Origin of the sequence: Streptomyces sp. CB02923, from assembly GCF_001905005.1 — a bacterium.
Classification (GTDB): domain Bacteria; phylum Actinomycetota; class Actinomycetes; order Streptomycetales; family Streptomycetaceae; genus Streptomyces.
Genome location: NZ_LWKZ01000009.1, coordinates 14,856 through 37,793, shown reverse-complemented (window position 1 = coordinate 37,793; position 22,938 = coordinate 14,856). Strand labels below are relative to the sequence as shown.

At 72.3% G+C, this 22,938-nt stretch carries 21 protein-coding genes and 2 pseudogenes; 11 read left to right on the top strand and 12 right to left on the bottom strand.

Annotation, left to right across the window (positions count from 1 at the left end):
- Positions 1-59: 59 nt before the first annotated feature.
- Together A6A06_RS11050 and A6A06_RS11045 are read right to left on the bottom strand one after the other, a co-directional pair.
- Positions 60-476: a VOC family protein gene (locus A6A06_RS11050; protein WP_073761074.1), complete on the bottom strand. Its 417-nt coding sequence runs from the start codon at positions 474-476 to the stop codon at positions 60-62.
- Between the two features lie 10 nt (positions 477-486).
- Complete coding sequence (locus tag A6A06_RS11045) at positions 487-906, bottom strand: helix-turn-helix domain-containing protein (protein ID WP_073761044.1); 420 nt, start codon at positions 904-906, stop codon at positions 487-489.
- 390 nt (positions 907-1,296) lie between these two features.
- On the opposite strand from A6A06_RS11045, the gene A6A06_RS11040 reads away from it, so the two are divergent.
- Positions 1,297-1,821: a Rieske (2Fe-2S) protein gene (locus tag A6A06_RS11040; RefSeq protein WP_073761043.1), complete on the top strand. Its 525-nt coding sequence runs from the start codon at positions 1,297-1,299 to the stop codon at positions 1,819-1,821.
- 47 nt (positions 1,822-1,868) lie between these two features.
- On the opposite strand, the gene A6A06_RS11035 is transcribed toward A6A06_RS11040, so the two are convergent.
- The gene (locus A6A06_RS11035) at positions 1,869-2,525 is read right to left on the bottom strand and encodes a cysteine hydrolase (protein WP_073761042.1); all 657 of its coding nucleotides are present in this window, start codon (positions 2,523-2,525) and stop codon (positions 1,869-1,871) included.
- A 216-nt stretch (positions 2,526-2,741) separates the two neighbouring features.
- Between A6A06_RS11035 and A6A06_RS11030 the strand changes: the two genes are divergently transcribed.
- The 4 genes and pseudogenes from A6A06_RS11030 to A6A06_RS11015 all read left to right on the top strand — a co-directional run.
- Positions 2,742-3,206, top strand: coding sequence for a pyridoxamine 5'-phosphate oxidase family protein (locus A6A06_RS11030; RefSeq protein ID WP_073761041.1), 465 nt, complete (start codon positions 2,742-2,744; stop codon positions 3,204-3,206).
- 174 nt (positions 3,207-3,380) lie between these two features.
- Entirely contained in the window at positions 3,381-4,847 is a 1,467-nt protein-coding gene (locus A6A06_RS11025) for an acyl-CoA synthetase (RefSeq protein WP_199930818.1), read from the top strand.
- Between the two features lie 310 nt (positions 4,848-5,157).
- On the top strand, positions 5,158-6,681 hold the full coding sequence (locus tag A6A06_RS11020; protein ID WP_073761040.1) for a carboxyl transferase domain-containing protein: 1,524 nt from the start codon (positions 5,158-5,160) through the stop codon (positions 6,679-6,681).
- A gap of 75 nt (positions 6,682-6,756) precedes the next feature.
- A pseudogene (locus A6A06_RS11015) lies at positions 6,757-7,110 on the top strand (alpha/beta hydrolase family protein); the annotation flags it as partial.
- Between the two features lie 363 nt (positions 7,111-7,473).
- On the opposite strand, the gene A6A06_RS11010 reads toward A6A06_RS11015, so the two are convergent.
- Positions 7,474-8,382, bottom strand: a complete 909-nt coding sequence (locus A6A06_RS11010; protein WP_073761039.1) for a LysR family transcriptional regulator — start codon at positions 8,380-8,382, stop codon at positions 7,474-7,476.
- A 73-nt stretch (positions 8,383-8,455) separates the two neighbouring features.
- Between A6A06_RS11010 and A6A06_RS11005 the strand changes: the two genes are divergently transcribed.
- Positions 8,456-9,475, top strand: a complete 1,020-nt coding sequence (locus A6A06_RS11005; RefSeq protein WP_079193945.1) for a DMT family transporter — start codon at positions 8,456-8,458, stop codon at positions 9,473-9,475.
- A gap of 96 nt (positions 9,476-9,571) precedes the next feature.
- On the opposite strand, the gene A6A06_RS11000 is transcribed toward A6A06_RS11005, so the two are convergent.
- Together A6A06_RS11000 and A6A06_RS10995 are read right to left on the bottom strand one after the other, a co-directional pair.
- On the bottom strand, positions 9,572-10,144 hold the full coding sequence (locus A6A06_RS11000; RefSeq protein ID WP_073761037.1) for a GNAT family N-acetyltransferase: 573 nt from the start codon (positions 10,142-10,144) through the stop codon (positions 9,572-9,574).
- Positions 10,145-10,429: 285 nt separating this feature from the next.
- The gene (locus A6A06_RS10995) at positions 10,430-11,761 is read right to left on the bottom strand and encodes an aminotransferase class I/II-fold pyridoxal phosphate-dependent enzyme (protein ID WP_073761036.1); all 1,332 of its coding nucleotides are present in this window, start codon (positions 11,759-11,761) and stop codon (positions 10,430-10,432) included.
- Between the two features lie 35 nt (positions 11,762-11,796).
- Here A6A06_RS10995 and A6A06_RS10990 point away from each other — a divergent pair, with 35 nt between their 5' ends.
- Together A6A06_RS10990 and A6A06_RS10985 are read left to right on the top strand one after the other, a co-directional pair.
- Positions 11,797-12,471 (top strand): pyridoxamine 5'-phosphate oxidase family protein, encoded by a 675-nt coding sequence (locus A6A06_RS10990; RefSeq protein WP_073761035.1) that lies wholly within the window; start codon positions 11,797-11,799, stop codon positions 12,469-12,471.
- 10 nt (positions 12,472-12,481) lie between these two features.
- Positions 12,482-13,123, top strand: coding sequence for an FMN-binding negative transcriptional regulator (locus A6A06_RS10985; protein ID WP_073761034.1), 642 nt, complete (start codon positions 12,482-12,484; stop codon positions 13,121-13,123).
- A 305-nt stretch (positions 13,124-13,428) separates the two neighbouring features.
- Here the strand turns inward: A6A06_RS10985 and A6A06_RS10980 are convergent, their stop codons facing one another.
- The 4 genes from A6A06_RS10980 to A6A06_RS10965 all read right to left on the bottom strand — a co-directional run bounded on the left by A6A06_RS10980 (position 13,429) and on the right by A6A06_RS10965 (position 16,841).
- Positions 13,429-14,547: a DMT family transporter gene (locus tag A6A06_RS10980; protein WP_079193944.1), complete on the bottom strand. Its 1,119-nt coding sequence runs from the start codon at positions 14,545-14,547 to the stop codon at positions 13,429-13,431.
- Between the two features lie 211 nt (positions 14,548-14,758).
- Positions 14,759-15,289 carry a Clp protease N-terminal domain-containing protein gene (locus A6A06_RS10975; RefSeq protein ID WP_073761033.1) on the bottom strand — a complete coding sequence of 177 codons (531 nt, stop codon included), beginning with the start codon at positions 15,287-15,289 and terminating at the stop codon, positions 14,759-14,761.
- A gap of 260 nt (positions 15,290-15,549) precedes the next feature.
- On the bottom strand, positions 15,550-16,152 hold the full coding sequence (locus A6A06_RS10970; protein ID WP_073761032.1) for a PadR family transcriptional regulator: 603 nt from the start codon (positions 16,150-16,152) through the stop codon (positions 15,550-15,552).
- A 341-nt stretch (positions 16,153-16,493) separates the two neighbouring features.
- Positions 16,494-16,841 carry a MerR family transcriptional regulator gene (locus A6A06_RS10965; RefSeq protein ID WP_073761071.1) on the bottom strand — a complete coding sequence of 116 codons (348 nt, stop codon included), beginning with the start codon at positions 16,839-16,841 and terminating at the stop codon, positions 16,494-16,496.
- Positions 16,842-17,010: 169 nt separating this feature from the next.
- Here A6A06_RS10965 and A6A06_RS10960 point away from each other — a divergent pair, with 169 nt between their 5' ends.
- Positions 17,011-17,814 (top strand): aminotransferase class IV family protein, encoded by an 804-nt coding sequence (locus tag A6A06_RS10960; RefSeq protein ID WP_073761031.1) that lies wholly within the window; start codon positions 17,011-17,013, stop codon positions 17,812-17,814.
- Between the two features lie 133 nt (positions 17,815-17,947).
- Positions 17,948-18,766 (top strand): annotated as a pseudogene (locus tag A6A06_RS10955) (PhzF family phenazine biosynthesis protein); the annotation flags it as partial.
- Positions 18,767-18,920: 154 nt separating this feature from the next.
- On the opposite strand, the gene A6A06_RS10950 reads toward A6A06_RS10955, so the two are convergent.
- Positions 18,921-19,661, bottom strand: a complete 741-nt coding sequence (locus tag A6A06_RS10950) for a CPBP family intramembrane glutamic endopeptidase (RefSeq protein WP_242440685.1) — start codon at positions 19,659-19,661, stop codon at positions 18,921-18,923.
- Between the two features lie 419 nt (positions 19,662-20,080).
- The gene (locus A6A06_RS10945) at positions 20,081-21,607 is read right to left on the bottom strand and encodes a glutamate-cysteine ligase family protein (RefSeq protein WP_073761029.1); all 1,527 of its coding nucleotides are present in this window, start codon (positions 21,605-21,607) and stop codon (positions 20,081-20,083) included.
- A 618-nt stretch (positions 21,608-22,225) separates the two neighbouring features.
- Here A6A06_RS10945 and A6A06_RS10940 point away from each other — a divergent pair.
- Positions 22,226-22,813, top strand: coding sequence for a hypothetical protein (locus A6A06_RS10940; protein WP_073761028.1), 588 nt, complete (start codon positions 22,226-22,228; stop codon positions 22,811-22,813).
- The last annotated feature ends 125 nt before the right edge of the window (positions 22,814-22,938 follow it).

Here is a 22,938-nt window from a genome sequence, read left to right as displayed (position 1 = left end):
CGGACCTGGGCGCTCACCGTTCAGGGACCGGGGCGCTCACGGTTTGGGGGCCGGGGTGCTCACGGTTTGCGGGCCTGAGTGAAGCGGAGCATGTTGCCGGACGGGTCGCGGAAGGCGCAGTCGCGGACACCATACGGCTGGTCCACCGGCTCCTGCAGCACCTCGCCACCCGCGGCCCGGATGCGCTCGAAGACGCCGTCGCAGTCGTCGGTCGAGAAGATGACGGCGCGCAGCAGCCCCTTCGCCAGGAGTTCCGCCATGGCCTCACGGTCGGCGGGCGAGGCGTTCGGATCCGCGAGGGGCGGCTCCAGAACGATGTTCACCTCGGGCTGCGACGGCGCGCCGACGGTCACCCAGCGCATTCCCTCGAACCCGACGTCGTTGCGCACCTCCAGGCCGAGCACGTCCCGGTAGAAGGCGAGCGCCTTGTCGTGGTCGTCGACGGCGATGAAACACGTCGAAAGGTTGATGTCCATACCGACCACGCTACGGGCGGGGTCCTGGCTTGGCTTCTCCGTTCCTGACCGGTCGCGTGTAGATCTTGGCGAAGCAGGCCGGGATGGCGGCACCGTCGTCATGGCAGCGGGCCCGGTACGCGCTCGGGCTCTCGCCGACCAGCTCGGTGAACCGCGAGCTGAACGACCCCAGGGAGGTACAGCCGACCGCGAAGCAGACCTCCGTCACCGACAGGTCGCCCCGCCGCAGCAGCGCCTTGGCCCGCTCGATCCGGCGCGTCATGAGGTAGCTGTACGGCGTCTCCCCGAAGGCGGCGCGGAAGCTGCGGGAGAAATGCCCCGCCGACATGAGGGCGGTACGGGCCAGCGCCGGAACGTCGAGCGGCTTCGCGTACTCGCGGTCCATCAGGTCACGGGCCCGGCGGAGCCGGACGAGATCCTCCAGCGTCACGGTCCCATCATCCCACGTCACCGGTATCGGCGCCGGAGCGTGCGCGGGCCTCGCGGATCAGGTGGATCGGGTGGATCGGGCGGTACGCAGGGCACAACACTTGAACACATGTACACTTGTCGAACGAAGCCCCGCGGTTCCCCCGTCCGCGGGGCTTCTTCATGCCGCCGGGCGATTTCCTGCGCGCCGCGCCCGACCACTCGGCCACTCGGCCACTCAATCGCCCGATCTCTCGGCGGCTCGGCGGCTCGGCAAGAGCTGAACGCCCGCGCCCGCCCGCCCGTATGGAACTTCCACAACGCCCAGGAGCCGCACGCACCACGTGGCACGCACCACTCACGGCGCACGGCGCCCCGGGGCGGGCAAGGCACCGACAGCCGGAGGCACACCATGACCCAGCAGGCATCAGCAGGACGGGCGGACGCGGGAACAGCACGCCGTACGGTCGTCGCGGCGGCCGGCGCGGCGGGACTGGCCGCCGCACTCGCGGCATGCGGGAACGGCTCGGACGGGTACGGCGACAGCGCGTCGTCCGCGTCACCCTCGGCGTCGGGGGTGTCCGGGGGCGGCGGGGCGAAGGACGGGGGCGCGGGCTCCGGGAGCGCGGGCAGCGGCGCGGCCGGTGGCGGGGCCGTGCTGGCGAAGACCGCGGACATCCCCGAAGGCGGCGGCATGGTCTTCAAGGACCGCAAGGTCGTGGTGACGCAGCCCGCCAAAGGCGAGTTCAAGGCGTTCTCGGCGGTGTGCCGGCATCAGGGGTGCCTGGTGAACGAAGTGGCGGACGGCACGATCAACTGCCCCTGCCACGGCAGCAAGTACGCCATCAGCGACGGCAGCGTACGCAACGGCCCCGCCACGCAGGGGCTCACCGCGGCCGAGGTGCGTGTGGAAGGCGGCTCGATCAAGCTGGGCTGACAGCAGGCCGCTCCGGACGGTCCCGGCGACCGCGCCCGCCCGGCGGGTCACCCGGCGGCGGTCCCGGCCCGGCGCGGCCGTCTCCAGCAGGAGAGCAGGTCGCCGGTGGTCGTGACGGTGGCGACGAGGGCGAGGGTGTGCCGGACCATCGCCGCGGTGTAGTCGGCAGGCACGCCGGCGATGGCGTCGGCCGGCACCACCGCCGTGTATCCGAGGTTGACCGCGTCGAAGACGGCGTTGGGGATCGCCACGTTCGCCGACACCCCGGCGATGACGAGCGTCCGGCAGCCGAGGTTGCGCAGCAGCGGGTCCACGTCCGTACCGGCGAGCGGTGACAGGCCGTGCAGCCTGCGCACGATCAGGTCGGCCTCGGAGACGGGCACCGGGTCGGCGATCCGTACCGCGGTCGTACCGGTGAGCTGCTGTACGGGCAGGCGCTCGGCGGCGGCGAACAGGCGCGCGTTGCGGTTGGCGCCCCGGCCGTCCGGGCGGCGCTCGGCGACGGCGTGCAGGACCTGTACGCCCGCGTCGTGCGCGGCAGCGACCAGCCGCGCGACCCGGCCGAGGGCGCCGGACGTGCGGGCCGCGTCGGCCAGTTCCGGCAGCGCGCTGTCCGGCCCCACGACGCCGCGCTGGCACTCGACGGTGAGCAGCGCCGTCGTCGCCGGATCGGTCTGTTCCAAGAGGCGGGCGCCCGATGCCATCGTCTCGTCCCTTCCCGGGGTCGGTCGTCGCGTGCCGTTCCGACGCGTGTTGTTCCGACGTGTGCCGTTCCGACGTGTGTTGTTCCGACGCGTGCCGGCGCGCGTGCCCGCGGTGGCGTCGCGAGCCGCGCGAGCGTAGCCGCCATTGCGCCGGCACGGAAGAGACCGCATGATTCCTGACACCCAGTCAGGCCGTACGGCGGAGGTGGACGACGGATGACCGGCACACAGCGGCGCGGGCGCCGCATCATGATGACGCCACGCGAACGGGACGCCTTCCTGGCCGAGCAGCGCACGTGCCGGGTGGCCACCGTGAGCGCGGACGGCGCGCCGCACGTCGGCGCCCTGTGGTTCGCCTGGGACGGCACGGCGCTCTGGCTGTACTCGATCACCCGCAGCAAGCGGTGGGCCCAGCTGCGCAAGGACCCGCGGATCGCGGTGGTCGTCGACGACGGGCACGGCTACGGGGAGCTGCGCGGCGTGGAGCTGAGCGGCAGCGTGGCCGTCGTCGGCGAGGTACCGCGAGCGGGTGGCACCTGTCCGGAACTCGACGCTCCGGAGGAGCTGTTCGCCACCAAGTACTTCGGCCTGGACCGGATGCCGCACGACGGCCGGCACGCCTGGCTGCGGCTGGTCCCGGAATCGGTCGTCTCCTGGGACTTCCGCAAGATGACGGGGTGACCGGACCGCGCCGGGCGCCCCTCCCCGCCCGGTGCCGCGGCCCTGCCGCACCCGTACGCGGCGCCGCGTGATCGCGTTGTCGGTGGTCTCTGCCAAAGTGGTGGGGGTCGGCCCGTTCCCGGCAGGTCCGGGGCGGTGGCACCGACATGGGACGACGAGGACGAGGGAGACCTGGTGAACGTGCTCTTTCCGGCACTGAGCGACGCATCGCCGCAGCCCGCACTGCGTTTCGGCGAGCGTGCGCTCAGCTACCGCCAACTGGCCGCGGTCGCGTGCCGGCTCGCCGAGCGGCTCGGCGGCGAGACCCGGGTGGCCGTCTGGGCCACCCCCACCCTGGAGACCGCGGTCGCCGTGGTGGCCTCGCTGCTCGCCGGGGTGCCCGCCGTGCCCGTCAACCCGAAGATCGGCGAGAGCGAGCTGGCGCACATCGTGTCGGACAGCGGGCCGACGCTCGTGCTGGCCGAGCCGGGCGCCGAGCTGCCCGGCGCGCTGGCGGCCCTCCCCCGTCTCGACGTCGAGCCCGCCGCCGACAGCGAGGAGGTGCCCCCGCTTCCGTACGAGCCGGGCGCCGAGTCCGCCGCCCTGATCGTCTACACGTCCGGCACGACCGGCCCGCCCAAGGGAGTCGTCATCCCCCGCCGGGCCATCGCGCACACCCTGGACGCGCTGGCGGAGGCGTGGCAGTGGACCGCCGACGACGTCCTCGTGCACGGCCTGCCGCTGTTCCACGTGCACGGCCTGGTGCTGGGCATCCTCGGGCCGCTGCGGCGCGGCGGCAGTGTGCACCACCTGGGGCGGTTCAGCACCGAGGGCGTCGTCCGCGAGCTGAGCGCGGACGGCACGATGCTGTTCGGCGTACCGACGATGTACCACCGCCTGGCCGCCGAGGCGGGCGAGAACGAGGCGCTGGCCAAGGCGCTGGGCCGGGCCCGCCTCCTGGTGTCCGGCTCCGCGGCGCTGCCGCGCACCGACCACGAGCGGCTCGCCGCCGCCGCGGGCTGCCGCGTCGTCGAGCGCTACGGCATGACCGAGACGCTGATGAACACGAGCGTACGGGCCGACGGCGAGCCCGCGCCCGGCACCGTCGGCGTCCCGCTGCCCGGGGTGTACGTCCGGCTCGTCGACGAATCCGGCCAGGCCATCGAGGAGAGCGACGGCGAGACGGTCGGCGAGATCCAGGTCCGCGGCCCCAACCTGTTCGTCGAGTACCTCAACCGCCCGGACGCCACCACGGCGGCCTTCGACGGCGGCTGGTTCCGTACGGGCGACATGGCGACCCGCGACGCGGCCGGCAACTACCGCATCGTGGGGCGCAAGGCCACCGACCTCATCAAGAGCGGTGGCTACAAGATCGGCGCGGGCGAGATCGAGAACGCCCTGCTGGAGCACCCGGGCGTCGCCGAGGCCGCCGTCACGGGCGAACCGGACGAGGACCTGGGCGAGCGGATCGTCGCCTGGATCGTGCCGGAACCGCAGGCCGACGGCGCCGGTGCCACGGCGGACACGCCGTCCGCGTCCGAACTCGTCGACCACGTGGCCCGGCAGCTCGCACCGCACAAGCGCCCCCGCGTCGTCCACTTCCTCGACGCCCTGCCGCGCAACGACATGGGCAAGATCCTGAAACGGGAACTCCGTGCGTAGCGACGCGGTGCAGGGGGGATCGGATGGGGGCGGCTTGGGCGGTTTCGGCTTGGATGGTTCCTGCTTGGGCGGCTCCTGCTTGGGCGGCTCCGGCTTGGGCGGCTCCGGCTTGGGCGGCTCCGGCTTGGGCGGCTCCGGCTTGGGCGGCTCCGGCTTGGATGGTTCCCGCTCGGGCGGGTCCGGGTCCGGGTCCGGGTCCGGGTCCGGTTCGGATGGTTCCTGCTCGGGCGGCTCCGGCTCCGGCTCCGGGCGTTCCGGATCGGAGGGCGGCGGAGCTGTTCCGTCGCCGCGCTGGTCGGCGCGGGAGGCGGTGGCCGTGGTGACGGACGCCTTCAGCGAGTTCCCGGCGTCGGAGTCAGAGCCGGAAGCGGATCCGCTTGGGCCGGCATCGGATCCGGCATCAAGTCCGGTATCGGAGCCGGCATCCGAGTCGGCATCCGGCACGGGCGCGGACGCGGGCGGCTCCGCCGGGACGGTGGCCGCTCCGTACGACGACGGGCCGCTCGGCTGGGACGGCTACGGCTCCGCCCGGCAGCGGGCGCGGGAGCGGACCGGTGAGGACGAGTCCGTGATCAGCGGAACCGCCCGTATCGCCGGTGTGCCGACCGTCCTGATCTCCTTCGAGTTCGGCTTCCTCGGCGGTTCCCTCGGCGAGCGCACCGGCGACCGGCTGGTGGCCGCCTACACCCGCGCGCGACAACTGCGCCTGCCGGTCGTGACCCTGATCGCCACGGGCGGCAGCCGGATGCAGGAGGGCATGCGGGCCCTGACCCAGCTCCAGCGGGTGGCCGCCCAGTCCGCGCTGACCCGGGCCGCGGGGCTGCCGCAGATCGCCGTGGTCCGCGATCCGACGACCGGCGGCGGCTGGGCGACGCTCGGCGCGGGCGCCGATGTCATCCTCGCGCTTCCGGGCGCGCAGATCGGCTTCGCGGGCTCACGCGTACGGCCGATGGACGCCGACCCGTACGCGTACAGCGCCGAAGGCCAGCTGGCAGCCGGACAGATCGACGCCGTCGTCCCGCGGGACCGCTTGCGCACGGCGCTCGGCCGCTGGCTGCGCCTGCTGTCTTCCGGAGACGGAACGGGAACGACGGCGGAAGGGACGGCGGAAGCTGCAGCTACGCCATCGGCCGCCCCGGCCCCGGCCGCCGATGGAGCGGGCCCCGCCCTCGAAGCCGCGCCGCCCCCGCACGCGCTCGGGGCGCCCCGGCTCCCGGCATCCGGGTGGGAAGCGGTGCGCTCGGCCCGCGCCGAGCAGCGCCCGCGCGCAGCGGCGTATCTGGACGCGTACTTCGACTGGCGTGAGGAGGTCAACGGCGACCGCTGCGGCGGCACAGACCCCGGCATACGCTGCGGATTCGGCCGGCGCGACGGGCGCACGATCGCGTTCGCGGCCCAATGCGGCACGGCGGTGCGCCCCGCGGGATTCCGCACGGCCGCCCGGCTGGTCCGGATGGCGGACCGGCTCGGCATACCCGTGCTCACCCTCATCGACACCCCGGGCGCGGCCAACGACGCGGCAGCCGAACAGGCCGGCGCGGGCGCCGCCATCGCGGACGTCTTCGCCACGCTGGCGTCGGCCCGTACGCCGGTCACCTCACTCCTGATCGGCGAGGGCGGGTCCGGCGGGGCGCTGGCCCTGGCCGCGCCGGGCCGCCTGTGGGCAACACCGGACAGCTATTTCTCCGTCATCGCCCCCGAAGCAGCCGCCGCCATCCTCAAACGCGACACGGACGCCGTACGCGACACAGCCGACCAACTCCGCATACGCCCCCAGGACTTGCTGGACCTCGGACTGATCCGGGGCGTCGTTCCGGTGCCCGGTGCCCGGTGACGGTGACGGTGAACGGACAGCGGCGACCAATGACCAGTGACCGCTCGCTGACCAGTGACCAGTGACCGCTGACCAGTGACCAATCACCAACGAAGGACGGCCCCGGGCACCCCCATCGCCCCATGGACCCCATCGCCCCCATCCTCCGCCGACCGCAAGCTCCTCGAAGCGCGCAGCCCCTCCGCCGTCGCGGACCGGATCAAGGTCCCGGCGCTCCTCATGCAGGGCAGAACCGATTCGCTGTTCCCGCTCGGCCAGGCCGACGCGACGTACCGGGCGCTCCGCAAGAACGGCGCACCGGTCTCCGTCGACTGGGTCGCCGGGGGGCACGACGGCGGCGACCGCGAGACCGGCCGCCTCGCCGACCGTACGAAGGCGTGGTTCGACCGCTACCTCAAGGACTCATCCGCCCTGCCCCCACATCCGTCCGCCCACCGATCCGTCCGTCCGCCCACCAATCCGCCCGCCCGGAGGAACTCGACTCCATAGCCGCTCAACGGTGGCAGCGGGTGCAAAACCGACGGGACAGCCGTCACCACGCACGAGAGGTTTGTGCGCCGTTTCGCGGCGCGGGCGCGAGGCAAAACGTTTCTTCGCGCCTACTCCCGGCCGGAGACCCCCGGTAGACCCCACTCGACGCGGGCGCAGTCTCCCCGGACAGCGCTTCGCGTACGTCAGTGATCGCGGCGGCTCCTGCCGCAGGCCAGCCAGCCGGCCGTACGCGACCACCTCGATGCTTCACTCCCCCCTACGCGTCACCATGCCAGTCGCGGGCGCCGGTTCGCAGGATTGTCAGCGGCCCTCGACCTCCTTGCCCGCCGCGCGCAACGCCGCGACCGCGGCACGGATGGACGGCCGCCGGTCGGCGTCGGCCCGCCAGATCGCGTAGACGTGCCGCCGCATCGTGTGCCGTACGGGCACCACACGCACCCCCTCCGGCACCGGCCCGCGACCCAGCCGGGGCGCCACCGCGACACCCAGTCCGGCTCCGATCAGCGCCAATTGGGTGTGGTGTTCCTCCACCATGTGCGAGATGCGCGGCTCGATCCCCTGGCTCCGCAGGGTGAACATCAGCCAGTCGTGGCAGAACTCGCCCTGCGGCCAGGAGACCCACTCGTCGTCGGCGAGGTCCTTCAACTCGACCGATTCGCGGTGCGCCAGGGGGTGGTCGGCCGGCATGGCCACGTCGGCGGGGTCGTTCAGGATCGGCGCCTTGGCCAGGCCGTCAGGCAGCGAGAGCGGCCGGTTGTGCCAGTCCAGAACGACGCCCAAGTCGATGTCACCGCGCACCACGCACCGCACGGACGCGTCCGGCTCCATCTCACGCAGCAGCGGCCGGAGTTGGGGGTGCCCGGTACGGAGCCCGGCCAGCGCCGCGGGGAACAGGCCGCGCGCCGCCGTGGGGAAGGCGCCGAGCCGCAGCTCACCGACGGCCTGGCCACGGTGGGCCTCCAGCTCGGCCTGGGCCAGCTCGACCTGCGAGAGGATCCGTACGGCGTGGTCGGCCAGCAGCCTGCCGGCGTCAGTCAGCCGTACACCACGGCCGTTCTTGGCCAGCAGCTGCTGCCCCGTCTCCCGCTCCAGCTTGGCGAGCTGCTGAGAGACGGCGGAGGTGGTCACATGCAGCCCGTCCGCCGCCGCGCTCACCGAGCCGTGCCGTGCCACCGCACTCAGCGTCCGCAGACGATCAAGGTTCAACATGTAAGCAATGCTAATCCGTGGGTCAACAAAAAATATCTTGTGCTAAGAAATGCTGCCCAGCATCGTAGTTCCCATGAGCACCGCCGCGCCTTCCGGAGCCGAGACGGCTCCCGCCCCTCCGTCCCCGTCCGACACCGGTTCCCCCTCCGTTCCCGCCGCCGCGGCCACCACCCCCGTGCCATCGCGGACGCGGCGCCGCGCGCTCGACTGGCGCCTTCGGTTCGGAATCCTGTGCCTGGTCTGGGGCTTCAGCTTTCTCTTCATCAAGGTCGGCACGCAGGCGTACGCGCCCTTGCAGGTCACCTTCGGCCGATTGGCATTCGGCACGGCGGTGCTCGTCGCCGTGCTGGTGGCCAAGCGTGCGCGATTGCCCCGCTCCGCACGGACCTGGGGTCATCTGACGGTCGCTGCGTTCTTCCTCAACGCCCTCCCCTTCTCCCTCTTCGCCTACGCCGAGCTGACCATCCCCTCCACCCTGGCCGGCATCTGCAACGCCAGCTCCCCGCTGTGGGGCATGGCCCTCTCCCTCGTCGCCCTCTCCGAGGACCGGCCCACCCGCCGCCGCGTCGCGGGACTCGGGCTCGGCTTCCTGGGCGTACTGACCGTGCTCGGCGCCTGGCAGGGCTTCTCCGGTACGGATCCCACGGGCACGGCCATGGCCCTCGGCGCCTCCCTGAGCTACCCCATCGGCTGGATCTACGTCCGGCGCACCCTCGCCGGCGCCAAGGAATCCAACGTCGCCCTCTCCGGCACGCAGATGCTCCTCGCCACCGCCCAGGTCGGCGTGGTGACCGCGCTCTTCACCTCCGCTCCGGCCTCCTACCCCGTCGTCCCCCTTCTCGCGGTCCTCGCGCTCGGCGTCCTGGGCACCGGCTTCGCCTTCCTGCTGCAGTACGGACTGGTGGCGGAGGTCGGCCCCACCACCGCCCAGATGGTCACCTACTTCGTCCCCGTGATCGCGACCACGGCCGGTGTCGCGCTGCTCGGCGAGCAGCTCAGCTGGAACACCCCCGTCGGCGCACTGATCGTCCTGGCAGGCGCCGCTCTCACCCAGAGCCGCCCCCGCCACACCACCCCACGACGCCCCGCCTAGCCCGGATGCAGACCCGAATGCAGGTCCGGACGCAGGTCTCGACGCAGGTCCCGACGCAGGTCCCGACGCAGGTCCGGATGCGGTGTCATGCCCCGGTCAGCGTCCTTCCAGGGAGCGTCCACCGGCGGCGTGCCCGGTCATCTCGGCCGTGACCGCCCACCGCTCATGGTCCCGCCATGCACCGTCCACGTACTGGAAGCGCGGGGAGTAGCCCTCAAGCCGGAAGCCCAGCCGTTCGACGAGCCGGACGGAGGGGTCGTTGCCAGGCTGGATGTTGGCCTCCAGTCGGTGCAGCCCCAGCTCGGTGAAGGCGTACTCGACGACGAGCCGCATCCCTTCGGTCATATAGCCGTGCCCGGCGGTGGACGCGTAGGCGACGTAACCGAGGGCTCCGCTCTGGATACCGCCCCGCACGATGTTGTTGATATTGATTCCGCCGACGATCGCGCCACTGTCCCGCAGGCACACCACGAACCCCTCGTGGTCGGGCCGGTCGAACTTGGCGACGTACGCGCGAAACGCCTCCGGACCGGTCTCCCGCGCGGGAACCCACGGGTGGTGCAGTGCGGCGCTCTCACGGTCCAGGCCCGCGATCTCCTCCCGGTCCTGAAAGGAGATCCGCCGGACGGCCACCCGCGCACCACGGACAAGAAAGCTCTGATCAGGCATCGTGCGACGGTAACGAGCATCGTTCCCCCTCCCTGTACGGCCTGTTGGGCCCGCTCAGCCTGTTCGATCCACACGGTCCACACGGCCCGCCCGGTCTGCCCGGTCCGCTCAGTCCGCTCGGTCCACCCGGCCCGCTCAACTTGCCCCGCCTGCCCGCCCACCGCCCTACGGACGTGCGGTGGGCGGGCCTGCGGCCTCCGCGACCGTGCCGCGCGTCCCTGCCCCCGGCCCGCGGGGCGGGCGTGCCGCTGTCGCCGGTGTGCGGTCCCTCCGCTTGCGTTCACTTCAGTCGTAGCGGCGCGCCTCCTTCGGCTCGACGGCGGAAGCGATGGCGTCCGCCAGCCTCAGCAGCTCGTCCTCCGCGAGACCCGCGATCGTGACGCGTATGCCGGGTGGCGAATGCATACGGAATCGGGCCCCGGGCGCGACGGCCCAGCCGGCGTGCAACAGCCGGGCGGTGGCGCCGGTTTCGTCGGGGACCGGAATCCACACGTTCATCCCGCTGCGCCCCCGCGCTCGGATACCGCGGGCCGCCAGAGCGTCGATCAGGGCGTCCCGGCGCCTGCCGTACGCGCCCGCGACGACCTTCGGGTCCACCGCTCCCGTACGCCACAGGTGCACCACCGCGTCCTGCAGGAGATGGCTCACCCAGCCGGGCCCGAGCCGCTGGCGCCCCCGCACCCGGTCCACCGTCACGGCGTCGCCGGTCAGCACGGCGAGCCGCAGGTCGGGACCGTACGCCTTGGCGGTGGACCGGACGAGCGCCCAGTGGTCCGTGGCACCCGCGAGCGGGTGCAGCGGGAGGTCGACGATGTCATGGCCGTGGTCGTCCTCTATCAGGAGCACGTCCCGATGGTCCGCCAGCACCTCGCGCAGCTCGCGGGACCGCCCGGGGCTGAGCACCGCACCTGTCGGGTTCTGCGCCCGGTCCGTGACGACCAGGGCGCGGGCGCCGTCGCGCACCGCCAGGTCGACCTGCGCGGGCAGCGGCCCGTCGTCGTCCACCGCGACCGACACGGCCCGCAGCCCGAGGCCCGGGATGAGATCCAGCAGGCTCCCCCAGCCCGGGTCCTCGACAGCGACCGCATCACCGGGACGCAGATGCGCGCCGAGCACACGCTCTATCGCATCCAGCGCACCGGAGGTGACGGCGACGGCCCCGCTCGGCACCCCGTCCGCTTCGAAGGCGGCGCGGGCCATCCGCTCAAGCTCCGTACCGACGGCGGGGGCGCCGTACAGCGTCGGCTGCTCCGCGCTGCGGGCGGCAGCCGCGGCCAGCGCCTGCCCGAGGGCGGGCAGCAGCGCGGGGTCGGGATTCCCGGCGGCCACGTCGCGCACGCCGGGCGGCACAGGGCCCTGCGCGGCCTCGCGGGGCGTACTCGCCGGCCGCGGGCGCACCCGACTGCCCCGGCGGCCCGCTGTCTCGATCACCCCCCGGTCCCGCAGTGTCCGGTACGCGGACGCCACCGTATTGGGATTGACCTCCAGATAGACGGCCAACTCCCGCATCGGGGGCAGGACTTCGCCTGGTTGGAGCTCGCCCGCACCGACGGCTCGCTCGACACTGGCGGCAATCTCCGATGCGCGCCGCCCTTCGATCCGATACTCTCCTAGCACAAAACCAATTATGCACTAGTGCAATGGAGTCCGCAATGCCCCAGGCGCCCCAGGACCTGTCCTTCACCCGGACGGAGCGCACCGTACCGACCCGCGCCCGCGAGCGCGCCGCATACGACCACGAGACCGTGCACGCCATCCTCGACGCCGGACACCTGTGCCACCTCGGATTCGTCCGCGACGGCGCCCCGATCGTCCTGCCCACGCTCTACGGCCGGGTCGGCAACAGCCTCTACCTGCACGGCTCGACCGGCTCGCGCCCGCTGCGCATGGCCGGTGAGGCGCCCGACCCCGGGCTGCCCGTGTGTGTCACGGTCACCCACGTCGACGGCCTGGTGCTGGCCAAGTCCGCCTTCCACCACTCGATCAACTACCGCAGCGTCGTCGTCCACGGCACCGCCCACCAGGTCACCGACCCCGACGAGAAGACGGCGGCGCTCGACGCCCTGGTCGACCACGTACTGCCGGGCCGCGCCGCCGACTCGCGTCCGGCGAACGCCAAGGAACTGGCCGCCACCGCCGTCATCCGCCTCGATCTGACCGAGGTCTCCGCCAAGACCCGCACCGGCGGCCCGAGCGACGACCCCGAGGACCTCCCCCTCCCCCACTGGAGCGGCGTCCTGCCGGTCTCCTCCGTATACGGGGCCCCGATCCCGGCCGACGACCTCGCCCCGGAGATCACCGAACCCGCCTATCTCTCCGCGCGCTGAGGAGGACCGCATGCTGATCCACCCGTGGGACGCGCCCACCGACGACACCGAGTGGCAGGACTGGCTGAGCCGCCACGACTTCGGCCAGCTCGCCGTCAACGGGCCTCCCGGCGCGCCGCCCCTCGTCCAGCCCCTGCATTTCGCCTACGACCCGGCCCGCCGCGAGGCCGTCACCCATCTCGCCCGCCCCAACCCGATATGGCGGGCACTGGAAGCCTCCCCGGCCGTACTGCTGAGCGTCGTGGACGACTACGCGTTCATACCCGGGCCGTGGCAGGCCGCCGAGGAGGACCCGCCTGAGCACGGCGTGCCGACCAGCTTCTACGCCGCCGTACAGCTCACGTGCACGGCCCACGTCGTGGACGACCCGCAGGAGAAGGCCGCACTGCTGACACGTCAGACCGGGCACTTCCAGCCCGAAGGCGGCTCGGCACCGATCACCGCCGACGGCCCGCCGTACGGACGCCAGCTGCCCGGCATCCGAGGACTGCGACTGGAAGTCACAGACGTACGGGCCAAGTTCAAGTACGCGGGCAAGCGCAGCGAGACCGTACAACGGCGGATCGCGGAACGCCTGGCCGAACGGGCGGCGCCCCACGACGCCCAAGCCCGCGCCCATCAGCTGCGGCGGCTGGCGGCCGAACAGGGATAGGACCTGTGTGAAGCAGCCGTGATCGGGCCCGATGAAGACGGACGGACCAGCCCGCCCACCGGAGGAGAAGGCTTCACGGGCGGGCGGCCCGTTCGCCACGACACCGTTCGCCACGGCGCCATTCGCCACGACGCCGGTCTCCACAACACCGGTCTACACGGCGGAGGCCGCCTGCCACGTTGCCGACGGAGGACCGGCCTGCGCGGATCGCCAGCGCGGATCGCCCGCTCGCCGCGTTGCGCGCTGCGCGTTCCCGGCGAATGGGGCGAAATGAGGGGCCTCGACCGAGTCCGACGGCTACCGGCTCACGAAGTGCGCCGCCCCGCCGACACGCCCCGGTCGTCGTGGCACGGCGTGCTACTGGCCTCGGCGGCCTCACCCGTGGCGGGCCCACCTGACCGTACAGATGCCGCGCCTCCTCCGGGTCCCTCGTCCGACCGGTCCCCCTTCGGTGTCGCCGACTGCGCGATGAACGCACCGGCGAGCACGACCACCCCGCCCGCGATCTGCGGCGCGGTGAGGCGTTCGCCGAGCAGCACCCACGCGAGTACGGTCGCGATCACCGCCTCCAGACACGCCACCACCCCCGCCACCTGCGGAGACAGCCGGCGCACCGACAAAACGCCGGTGAGGTACGCCAGTACGGTCGCGACCAGCACGATCCACACGAGCAGCAGTACGGCGGGCACCCGGGTCCCGGCCATGTCGGCGCTGCCGCCGAGCACGGTCCAGTCCATCTGCCACGGCCGTGCGACCGCCGTCAGCACGGCCGCGCCGGTCAGCAGTCCGTACGCGATCACGCCCAGCGGGTCCGCCGCGTCCTCGCCGTCGCTGCCGTGGTCGGAGAGCACGAAGTAGCCGACCTGGCAGCAGGCGGCGCCGAGGGCCAGGGCGATTCCGACCGGGTCGAGACGGAGACCGGACCAGACCTCGACCACGCAGGCCAGTCCGCCGACGGCCAGGACGACGCCGACCGCCGCGGCCCGCGTGACCGGCTTGCGCTGGACGAACCGCACCCAGCCGAGCACCAGCGCGGGCGCGAGGTATTCGATGAGCAGCGCGACGCCCACGGGGATGCGCGAGAGCGCCGCGAAGTAGCACGCCTGGACGCCGGCGACGGCGAGGAGGCCGAAGCCCAGGAGGAGGGCGGGTCGGCGCAGCGGCAGCCGCCGGTGGCGCCAGGCAACGGGCAGCATGACGAGGGCGGCGCCCGCGACCCGCAGCCAGGTGACGTGCAGGGGGTCGAGACCGGCCGTGATCAGGGGCTTGGCGGCGACGCCCGAACCGCCGAAGGCGAAGGCGGAGATCAGCGCCAGGGTGAGTCCGACGTGGCGGGAGCGGCCACTCCCGCCACCGCTCCCCGGTCGCCGCGAGCCTCCGCAACCACTCGAAGCATGCGAATTCCCCACAGTCCCCACAGTCATCACATCCCCCGTAGCCCCCGTAGCCCCCGTAGCCCCCAAAATCTCTGGAGCCCTTTGAGCCCCCTGAAGCCCCGAAGACCCCAAAGCCCCCGACTTCCCTGTACGCCCTGAGGCCCCTTCCCCCACCAGGGCCCCCCGCTTCCCCGTAGACGCGTGTCGCATCGGCACATCATGGCAGGGGCCGTCAGCAGCGTCACCCTCGATGCGCCTGTCATTCCTGACCGGAACGGTCCCCGTCCAGCCGGGCCGCCAGCTGTTCCGTATCGACCGAAGCCCGGCGCAGCACCTCGATCGCGCGTGACTCGGGATCGTCCACAAGGGCCGCGAGCAGGTCGAGGCAGGCGGCATGGGTCGCATACCGGGCGTGCGCGCGGTCGAGTGCGCCGTCCAGCGCGGCGGCCGCGGCGGGTGACCAGCCCGGCACCGCCCCCTCGGTCACCACCGGCACCGCACCGGAGTCCTCGACGGTGCCGTGCCACTGGAGGCCGTACCCGATGCTGCGCTGGACCAGGTAGCCGAGCAGCCGGGCGACCTGCGCCCCGCCGTCGAACGCCGCCCGCACCGAGGGGTCCGCCTCCAGGAGCCCGTGCAGCAGGTGGGCCGTGTCCACCTGGCGGTCACCGTCCCGCGTGGCGCGCCTGCGGGCAGCGGAGACCACCGACGCGAGCTCCACGGTGAGCCGCGTTTCGAGATCCTCGCGAGGAGGGCCTTCTCCGCTGTTGTACGCAGTACGGTTTTGCACAATCCCCACCCCACCAGCAGCTGACGCCCGGAACATCCCCGGCGGGAAGCATTTGCGCATCCGCCCGTGGTTGGGCGCGCCTTTCGGAAATCTCATCCCTGCGGAGGAGAGGTGGCGCGACGCCCCTGAGAGCCGCGGGGAGCGCGCATGCGCCCATACGAGAGGGGCCGCGACCAGGTTTCCCCGGTCACGGCCCCGGCCGAGCTCACTCTCCGTCGTCATGACCGCGTCCCGACATCACACGGCCGACTGCGAGTGGATCACTCGTCCTCGGCGAGGATCAGGTACAGCTCCTTGCGGGCCTTGTTGACCACCGTGATGGCCTTCTCCCGCTGCTCGGGCGTGCCGGTGGCCCACACCTGCCGGAACGCCTCGACCAGGCCGCCACCCGCCTTGCGGATCTCGTTCATGGCCTCCCAGTCGACGCCTCGGCCGGCTTCCTCCCAGGGGGCGTCGGCGATGCTCTCCCCCTCCGTGCGCCCGGCTTCGGTCAGCGAGAAGAGCTTCTTGCCGCCCTCGCTGGCGCTGCTGATCAGCCCCTCGTCCTCCAGGAGCTGGAGGGTGGGGTACACCGAGCCGGGGCTCGGCTTCCAGGCGCCGCCACTGCGCTCGGCGATCTCCTGGATCATCTCGTAACCGTGCATCGGCCGGTCCTTCAACAGGGCCAGGATCGAGGCGCGTACGTCACCGCGCCGCGCCCGGCCACGCGGCCCGCCGCCGCGGCCCCGACCGCCGAAAGGCGGCCCGCCGAAGGGCGGCCCGAACGGTCCGAACGCGGCTCGCCGCCCCTCGAACCGCCCTTCGTAGTCTCCTCGGCCGCCGTGCCGGCCCTGTCCGTGGTGTTCGTGTCCATGGGAACGCATGAGGGCGCTCCTTTCGTCTCGCGATTGCTTCTTTTGATCACTCGCGACATCACTTTGATCGTTCGCGATGCTTCAACGATATATCGGAACTGTTCGGATGGCAATGCCAGGCACTGCCTCTGTCGGGCAGCACCGGGGCAGCACGAGGCAGCGCAAGGCAGCACAAGACAGCAGCTCGGCTGCACGTGGCTTCACGTGGTCATGTTCGATACCTGAAGGCGGCCTCGCCGCCTCGTCAGGTGGGGCCGCGCGGTACTCGCGGCGAGGAGCCCCAGGGCATCCGGTGCCGATGCGGCCCTGGGCTCACTGTCGTCCGGCGACCGGACGGCTTCCGGCAGAGGTCAGGACTTGTCGCCCAGATAACCGGCGAGGACGCTGCGGCTGCGCCGGAGGTCGTCGATGCGTTCGTCGGTGTCCGCCAGCACGCGGTTCAGGACGGCCTGCACGTCCACACACATCTCGAACACCGGCTGCTCGCCCCGGGCGCACGGCAGCACCGAGCGGATCATCTCGGTGTTCAGGCCGGCGTCCAGCAGGGCGCGGACCTGTCGCACGGTGAGCACGGTGCCGTCGTCGTAGCAGCGGTAGCCGTTCGGGCCGCGCTCGGCCTCCAGCAGGCCCTGCTCCTCGTAGTACCGCAGCAACCGCGCACTGACTCCGGTACGCCGGGAAAGCTCCCCGATCAGCATCCGCCCGTCCCCTTCCCCCGCCTCGTACATCTCGTACGAGGTTGACCTTGCCACCGATGTGAAGCCTTAACGTCACTCCCGGAGCGAACATTCCGCAACCGCCGCTCACCGAGCGTGCGCCGGACCGCTGCCGTCTGCCCCCTCGATTCCGTACCGCTGGAGTGATGTCATGACCTCTTTCGTCGTCCAACGTAACGGCCGGGCGGCGAGTGCCCAGGAGTTGGCGCCGCTCGCTTTCGCGGGCTACGCCCACTTCACCGCCATGCAGGTGCGCGGAGGCCGGATCCGGGGGCTCGACCTCCACCTGGAGCGGCTGCGGTCCGCGTCCAAGGAGATGTTCGGCCGGACGGTGGCCGACGATCAGGTGCGGGCTCATCTGCGGACGGCGCTGGAGGCGGGCCCGGACGACCTCTCGCTGACGGCCACCCTGTACTCGCCCGCGGGCGAATTCACCGTGGCGGGCGCCGACGTGGAGCCCGACGTACTCGTCCGTACGGGCCCGGCCGCGTCCGGACCGCAGGGGCCGCTGACGCTGGCGGCCGTCGAGTACGAGCGGCCCCTGCCGACCGTGAAGCACGTCGGCGAGGTGGGCAAGACGTACTTCCTCCGCGAGGCCGCGGGCCGGGGCTTCGACGATGCCGCCTTCGTCGACCGTCGCGGCCGGCTCAGCGAAGGGTCCATCTGGAACCTGGCCTTCTGGGACGGCACCTCGGTGGTGTGGCCCGCGGCCGAGATGCTGGGCGGCACCACGATGGGCATCGTCCGGCGGCAGCTGGAGGGACTCGGCGTGTCCCAGCGCGTCCAGGAGGTCACGCTCGCCGACCTGCCCGCCATGACGGGCGGCGTGGTCATGAACTCGTGGACTCCGGGTGTCGCCGTACACCGGATCGGCTCGGTGCCCGTACCGGACGCACCGGACTTCCTGGAGCTGCTGCACCGCGCGTACGAGGCCGAGCCGCTCGTCGCGCCCTGAGGCGGAGCTTTCGGCAGCCACGCCACTTCGCCTCACACAAGGCAGCCACTTCCCCCCCCTCGGACCAAAACCAGTCCAGTCGCTCGCGATTGGCCTTGGTCTGGGGAAGAGGTGGCCTCTTAAGCTCCAGGCCATGAGGATTCGTATCGTTGACGCCTTCACCGACCGCCCCTTCGGCGGCAACCCCGCCGGAGTGGTCCTGTTCGACGCCGACGGCTTCCCCGAGGACGCCTGGCTCCAGCGCGTCGCCGCCGAGGTCAACCTCTCCGAGACCGCCTTCGCCCACCCGCTGCCCGCGGGCGGTGACGCCGACTGGGCCCTGCGCTGGCTCACCCCGGCCGCCGAGGTCAACATGTGCGGCCACGCCACACTGGCCACCGCGCACGTCCTGCACACCACCGGGACCGCCACCGGCACGGTCCGCTTCGCCACCCGCAGCGGCGTACTCACCACGACGGCCGACGGCAGCGGCGCGGTCACCATGGACTTCCCGACGGCCCCGCTGACGCCGGTCGAGGTGCCCCCGGCCGTGGCCGAGGCGCTGGGCGCGGAGATCCGCGGCGCGTACGACACCGGTGAGAACCTCGGCGACCTCCTCGTCGAACTGGCCGACGAGAAGGTCGTACGGGCACTGGAGCCGGACCTGAAGGCCCTCACCTCGCCCGGCGGCCGCGGCGTGATCGCCACCGCCGCGGCCGAAGCCCCGGACGGCGGTTACCACTTCGTCAGCCGCTGCTTCTTCCCTGCCGTGGGCATCGACGAGGACCCGGTGACGGGCAGCGCGCACACCGCGCTCGCGCCGTTCTGGTCGGCCCGGCTGAGCCGCGACGAACTCATCGGCCTCCAGGGCCCCGCCCGCCGCACCGGTTTCGTACGGACCGCGCTGCGCGGCGACCGTACGCTCCTCACCGGCTCGGCCGTCACCGTCATCGACGGTGAACTGCTCGCCACGCCCTGCCCCCCCGCCGGAAGCCCGAACGTGACCCGGGCACGGACCCGGGCACGGCACCCAACACCCTGCGCCCGGCACCCGACACCCGGCACCCGGCACCCGGCCGAGCCCGGCCCCGTCACACCGTGGAGTTCCGGGCATCGGCAGCCGTCCGTCACACCGTGGGCAGCCACCCCACCTTCCCCGCCAGCAACGCGTACCCCAGGAACGCCACGATGTCGATCAGCGCGTGCGCGGCGACCAGCGGACCGACGCGCCCCCAGCGCCGGTACAGCAGTACGAAGATCACGCCCATCACCATGTTCCCGATGAACCCGCCGATGCCCTGGTAAAGGTGGTACGAACCGCGCAGTACCGCACTCGCCGCCAGTACGGCCATCGGGGCCCACCCCAGCTGCCCCAGCCGCCGCAGCAGATACCCGACGACGATGACCTCCTCGACGACGGCGTTCTGCACCGCCGAGGCGATCAGTACCGGAAACTTCCACCACACACCGGGCAGCGCCTCCGGCACCACCGTCAGGTTGAAGCCCGCCGCCCGCGCGCCGAGGTACAGCAGCAGTCCGCTGCCCCCGATGACCGCCGCCACGCAGACGCCGCGGCTCAGGTCGAAGCCGGGCCGCCGCCGGTCGAAACCGACCGCCCGGAGACCGCCGGCCCGCTCCCGGATCAGCAGGTGCGCCACCAGCGCCACGGGGACGAGCGCGGTGGCGATGCCGAACACCTGCCAGGCGAGGTCGAGCCACGGGCGTCCCGGCGCGTGTGAGGAGTTCAGCATCGCGGCCTGGTCCTTGAGGCCGCCCGGCCTGGTCAGCGACCCGATGAAGCTGATGAGCGCGGACACGCCGCTCGCGCCGAGCGAGAGCGCCAGGACCAGCACCGTCTCGCCGCGCAGGAGCCGCCGCGAAAGCCCGCCGTCCGCGCCGCCGTCCCGCCCTTCGTCCGGGCCCTGCCGCTTCCGGCCGGGGTTTTCCGCACCGGTCACGGGACTCGCGTCCGACTGCACACTGCCTCCAGTTCCGCTCTGCCGCCGCACCGCTCATGGGGTGTCATGAATGGGACGTCATAGCTTGCCCGATGCGGGCCCCCGCGAGCCTCACCGGGGCGCTGCACAGCCCCCCGCGGCGCCCGAAGCCCTCAGACGGCGCATGGGTACGGGCCCCGGATACGGAGATGCAAGGGATGTAAGGGAAGCAGGAGTCACGGGGGAAGCAGGGGACACGGGGGGACGGGGATACAGGAGGGGACGGGGACACGGGGGATACGGGGGCACGGTGACACAGCCACGGCACGTAGCGCTGCCCCCGCCCCCACTCACCCCCGCCCCGCCACCACCGGTGCCGCGGTCCACTCGACGGGCCAGGCGTGCACCGGCTCACCCGTGTGCATCAGCTCGCTGTACCGCTGGGTCATCGCCGCCAGCGCCCCGCCCCGGTCCAGGCCGCGGCTGAGCGCGTGGTGGTACGCGGCGGCCTGCCAGGAAGCTCCGTTGACCCGGCGGCGGCAGCGCGCGTCGATCACGCCGAGGTAGTGGTCCCGGTCGGCCGGTTCGACGCCCCAGGCGTTTAGGCCGGCCGCGGCCATCGGCAGCAGTTCCTGGCGCACCAGGCGCACGGCGGAGATCTCGCCGAGGCCGCCGGAGCGGCCGGGGCGCGGCCACTTCAGTACGGCGTCGATGCCGCGACGGCACGCGGTGTCGAAGTTCTCGGCCGCGGCGGCGAACGGCATACGGGTCCACACCGGCCGCTGCTCCTCGGCCAGCGTCCGCACCAGCCCGTAGTAGAAGGCCGTGTTGGCGATGACGTCGGTGACGGTCGGGCCGGCGGGCAGGACCCGGTTCTCGACCCTGAGGTGCGGGACGCCGTCGGCGACGCCGTACACCGGGCGGTTCCAGCGGTAGACGGTGCCGTTGTGCAGCACCAGCTCCGCCAGGCTCGGGACGCCGCCCTCTTCCAGGACGGTCAGCGGGTCCTCGTCGGAGTGGATGGGCAGCAGCGGCGAGAAGAACCGCAGGTTCTCCTCGAAGAGGTCGTACGGCGCGTCGATCCAGCGTTCCCCGAACCAGGTGCGCGGACGGACCCCCTGGGCGCGCAGTTCCGGCGGCCGGACGTCGGTGGCCTGCTGGAACACCGGCGGGCGCGACTCGCGCCACAGTTCGCGGCCGAAGACGAACGGCGAGTTGGCGCCGACCGCGATCTGTACGGCGGCGATGGCCTGGGCCGCGTTCCAGACGGCGGGGAACCGGGCGGGGGTGACCTGCAGGTGCAGTTGCACCGAGGTGCACGCGGCCTCGGGTGCGATGGAGGCCGAGGAGGAGACCAGCCGCTCGACGCCCTCCAGGTCGATCTGGAAGTCCTCGCCGCGCGCGGCCCTCATCTGGTCGTTGAGCAGGACGTAACGGTCGATCTCCGAGAGGTTGGAGGCGACCAGGTCCTCGGCGGCCAGCGTCGGCAGAATGCCGATCATCACGATGCGGGCGGCCACTTCGGCGGCCTTGCGGTCGGCGTAGGCCAGTCCCGTGCGCAGTTCCTCGGCGAGCTGGTCGAGGACGCGCCCGGACAGCCGGTGTGGAAGGATATTGACTTCCAGGTTGCACTGGGCCAGTTCCGTCTGGAAATCGCGGCTCGCGATGCGCTCCAGGACCTGCGAGTTCATCATCCGCGGCATACCGTCCGGCCCGGCGAGATTCAATTCTATCTCCAGCCCCATCAGGTTCTTGGGGCGGTCGAATCGCTTGTCCTCCAGGAGCCTCCGTAATCCCGTGAGGCACGCGTGCAGCTTTCTTCGATAGCGTTGCCGGTCGGTGAGGCCGATACCGCCCGCCGCAACCTTCTCCCCCATCGAAGCGTCCTCCCTCGTGACGACGGGCCCGGCGCGGCGGGCCGCCCGGGGCCTTCCGGCGGCGTCGGACCGCCGGGCTCCCCGGCGGCTCCGGCGGTCGCGCTACGGTCGATGATGCCCGGCAATCCGATCGACAACGCCTCGGACATGCGCCGGAACCGGTAGGCTCCGGGAGACGGGCGGGCTGGCACATTCCGAGGGCATACCGTCGGCTCCGGAGGCTGGCTCATTCCGTCGCGGTAAACTCCGTCGAGATCGGTGAAAAGACCGTCCGGATCCGGCCTACCGTGTCCGGAAAGAAATACGAGGCCGCCGTGCCGGGCACCGCGCAAAGGTGCCGAAAACACCGCGCGGGCGAGTCCGGATTCCGCCTTGTCGGCAATCCGCGGAACGGCTAGCCGAAACACTTGGTGAACACGCGTCGTATAAACTTCGCTGACGAGGCAGAGAGTTGGCGCCCAGCGTCGCGGTGTTCCACCGGGGCTGTGGCAAAGCGGTGACCCCGCCGGGCCGACATCCCCGGTCGGCCAAGTACTGGCGCTCTGACCCCGCACGCTGACGACGTCGTCCGCACCTTGCCCCGCACCACCGTGTCTCCCAAGTGAGAGGCGACCCACCATGCCGCTGCACGTTCCCCCTGCCCCCGCGCCCGCCCTCCGCAGCGTCCTCGCCGCCCTCGGTTCCCCCACCGCCGTGCGCGAGGCCCGTACCCCCGCCCTCCGTGTCCACCAGGGCCCGCTCAGCCCCGAACTCCCCCTTCCCGTCTACGTGTTGGATGATGTCAGCCACCCCGCCGGCCCCCCTCGCACCCGGCTGACCGGCTGGCGCTTTCTGATCCGCGACGGTGATCGGGCGGTGGCGACGGCGGAAGCCATGCTCACGGCCGACGGCTGGACGTTCTCGCATTTCTGCGAGGGCCCCTACGTCACGTCGACCGAACGCGCACTGCGTCAGGCGGAGTCCGTACCGACCCCGTACCAGCCGCGCCTGCTGTCCGTGCCGGAGCTGTACATGCTCACTCTGTGGCTGCACCACGACGTCACCGCCGACGCCGCGGAGGGCGTGCCCGCTCCGGGTGACGTCCTCGTACCCCTGGCGCCGGCCCCGCCGGGCATCGCCGCCCACCGGCCGCACCGGGTGGCGGACCTGCTGCCCCGGCTGACCCTGCGCCTCGCGCCGGTGCCCCTGCTGGGGTCGCCGGCCTGAGACCCGGCAGGGGGTTCCGCACGGCGATCGTCCGATGTCGTACGACACAACCGCGCACAGGAGCACACCGCCTCACAGGAACGCGCCCCGCGCCCTTCTGGGCCGCGGGGCGCTCCGCTGCCCTC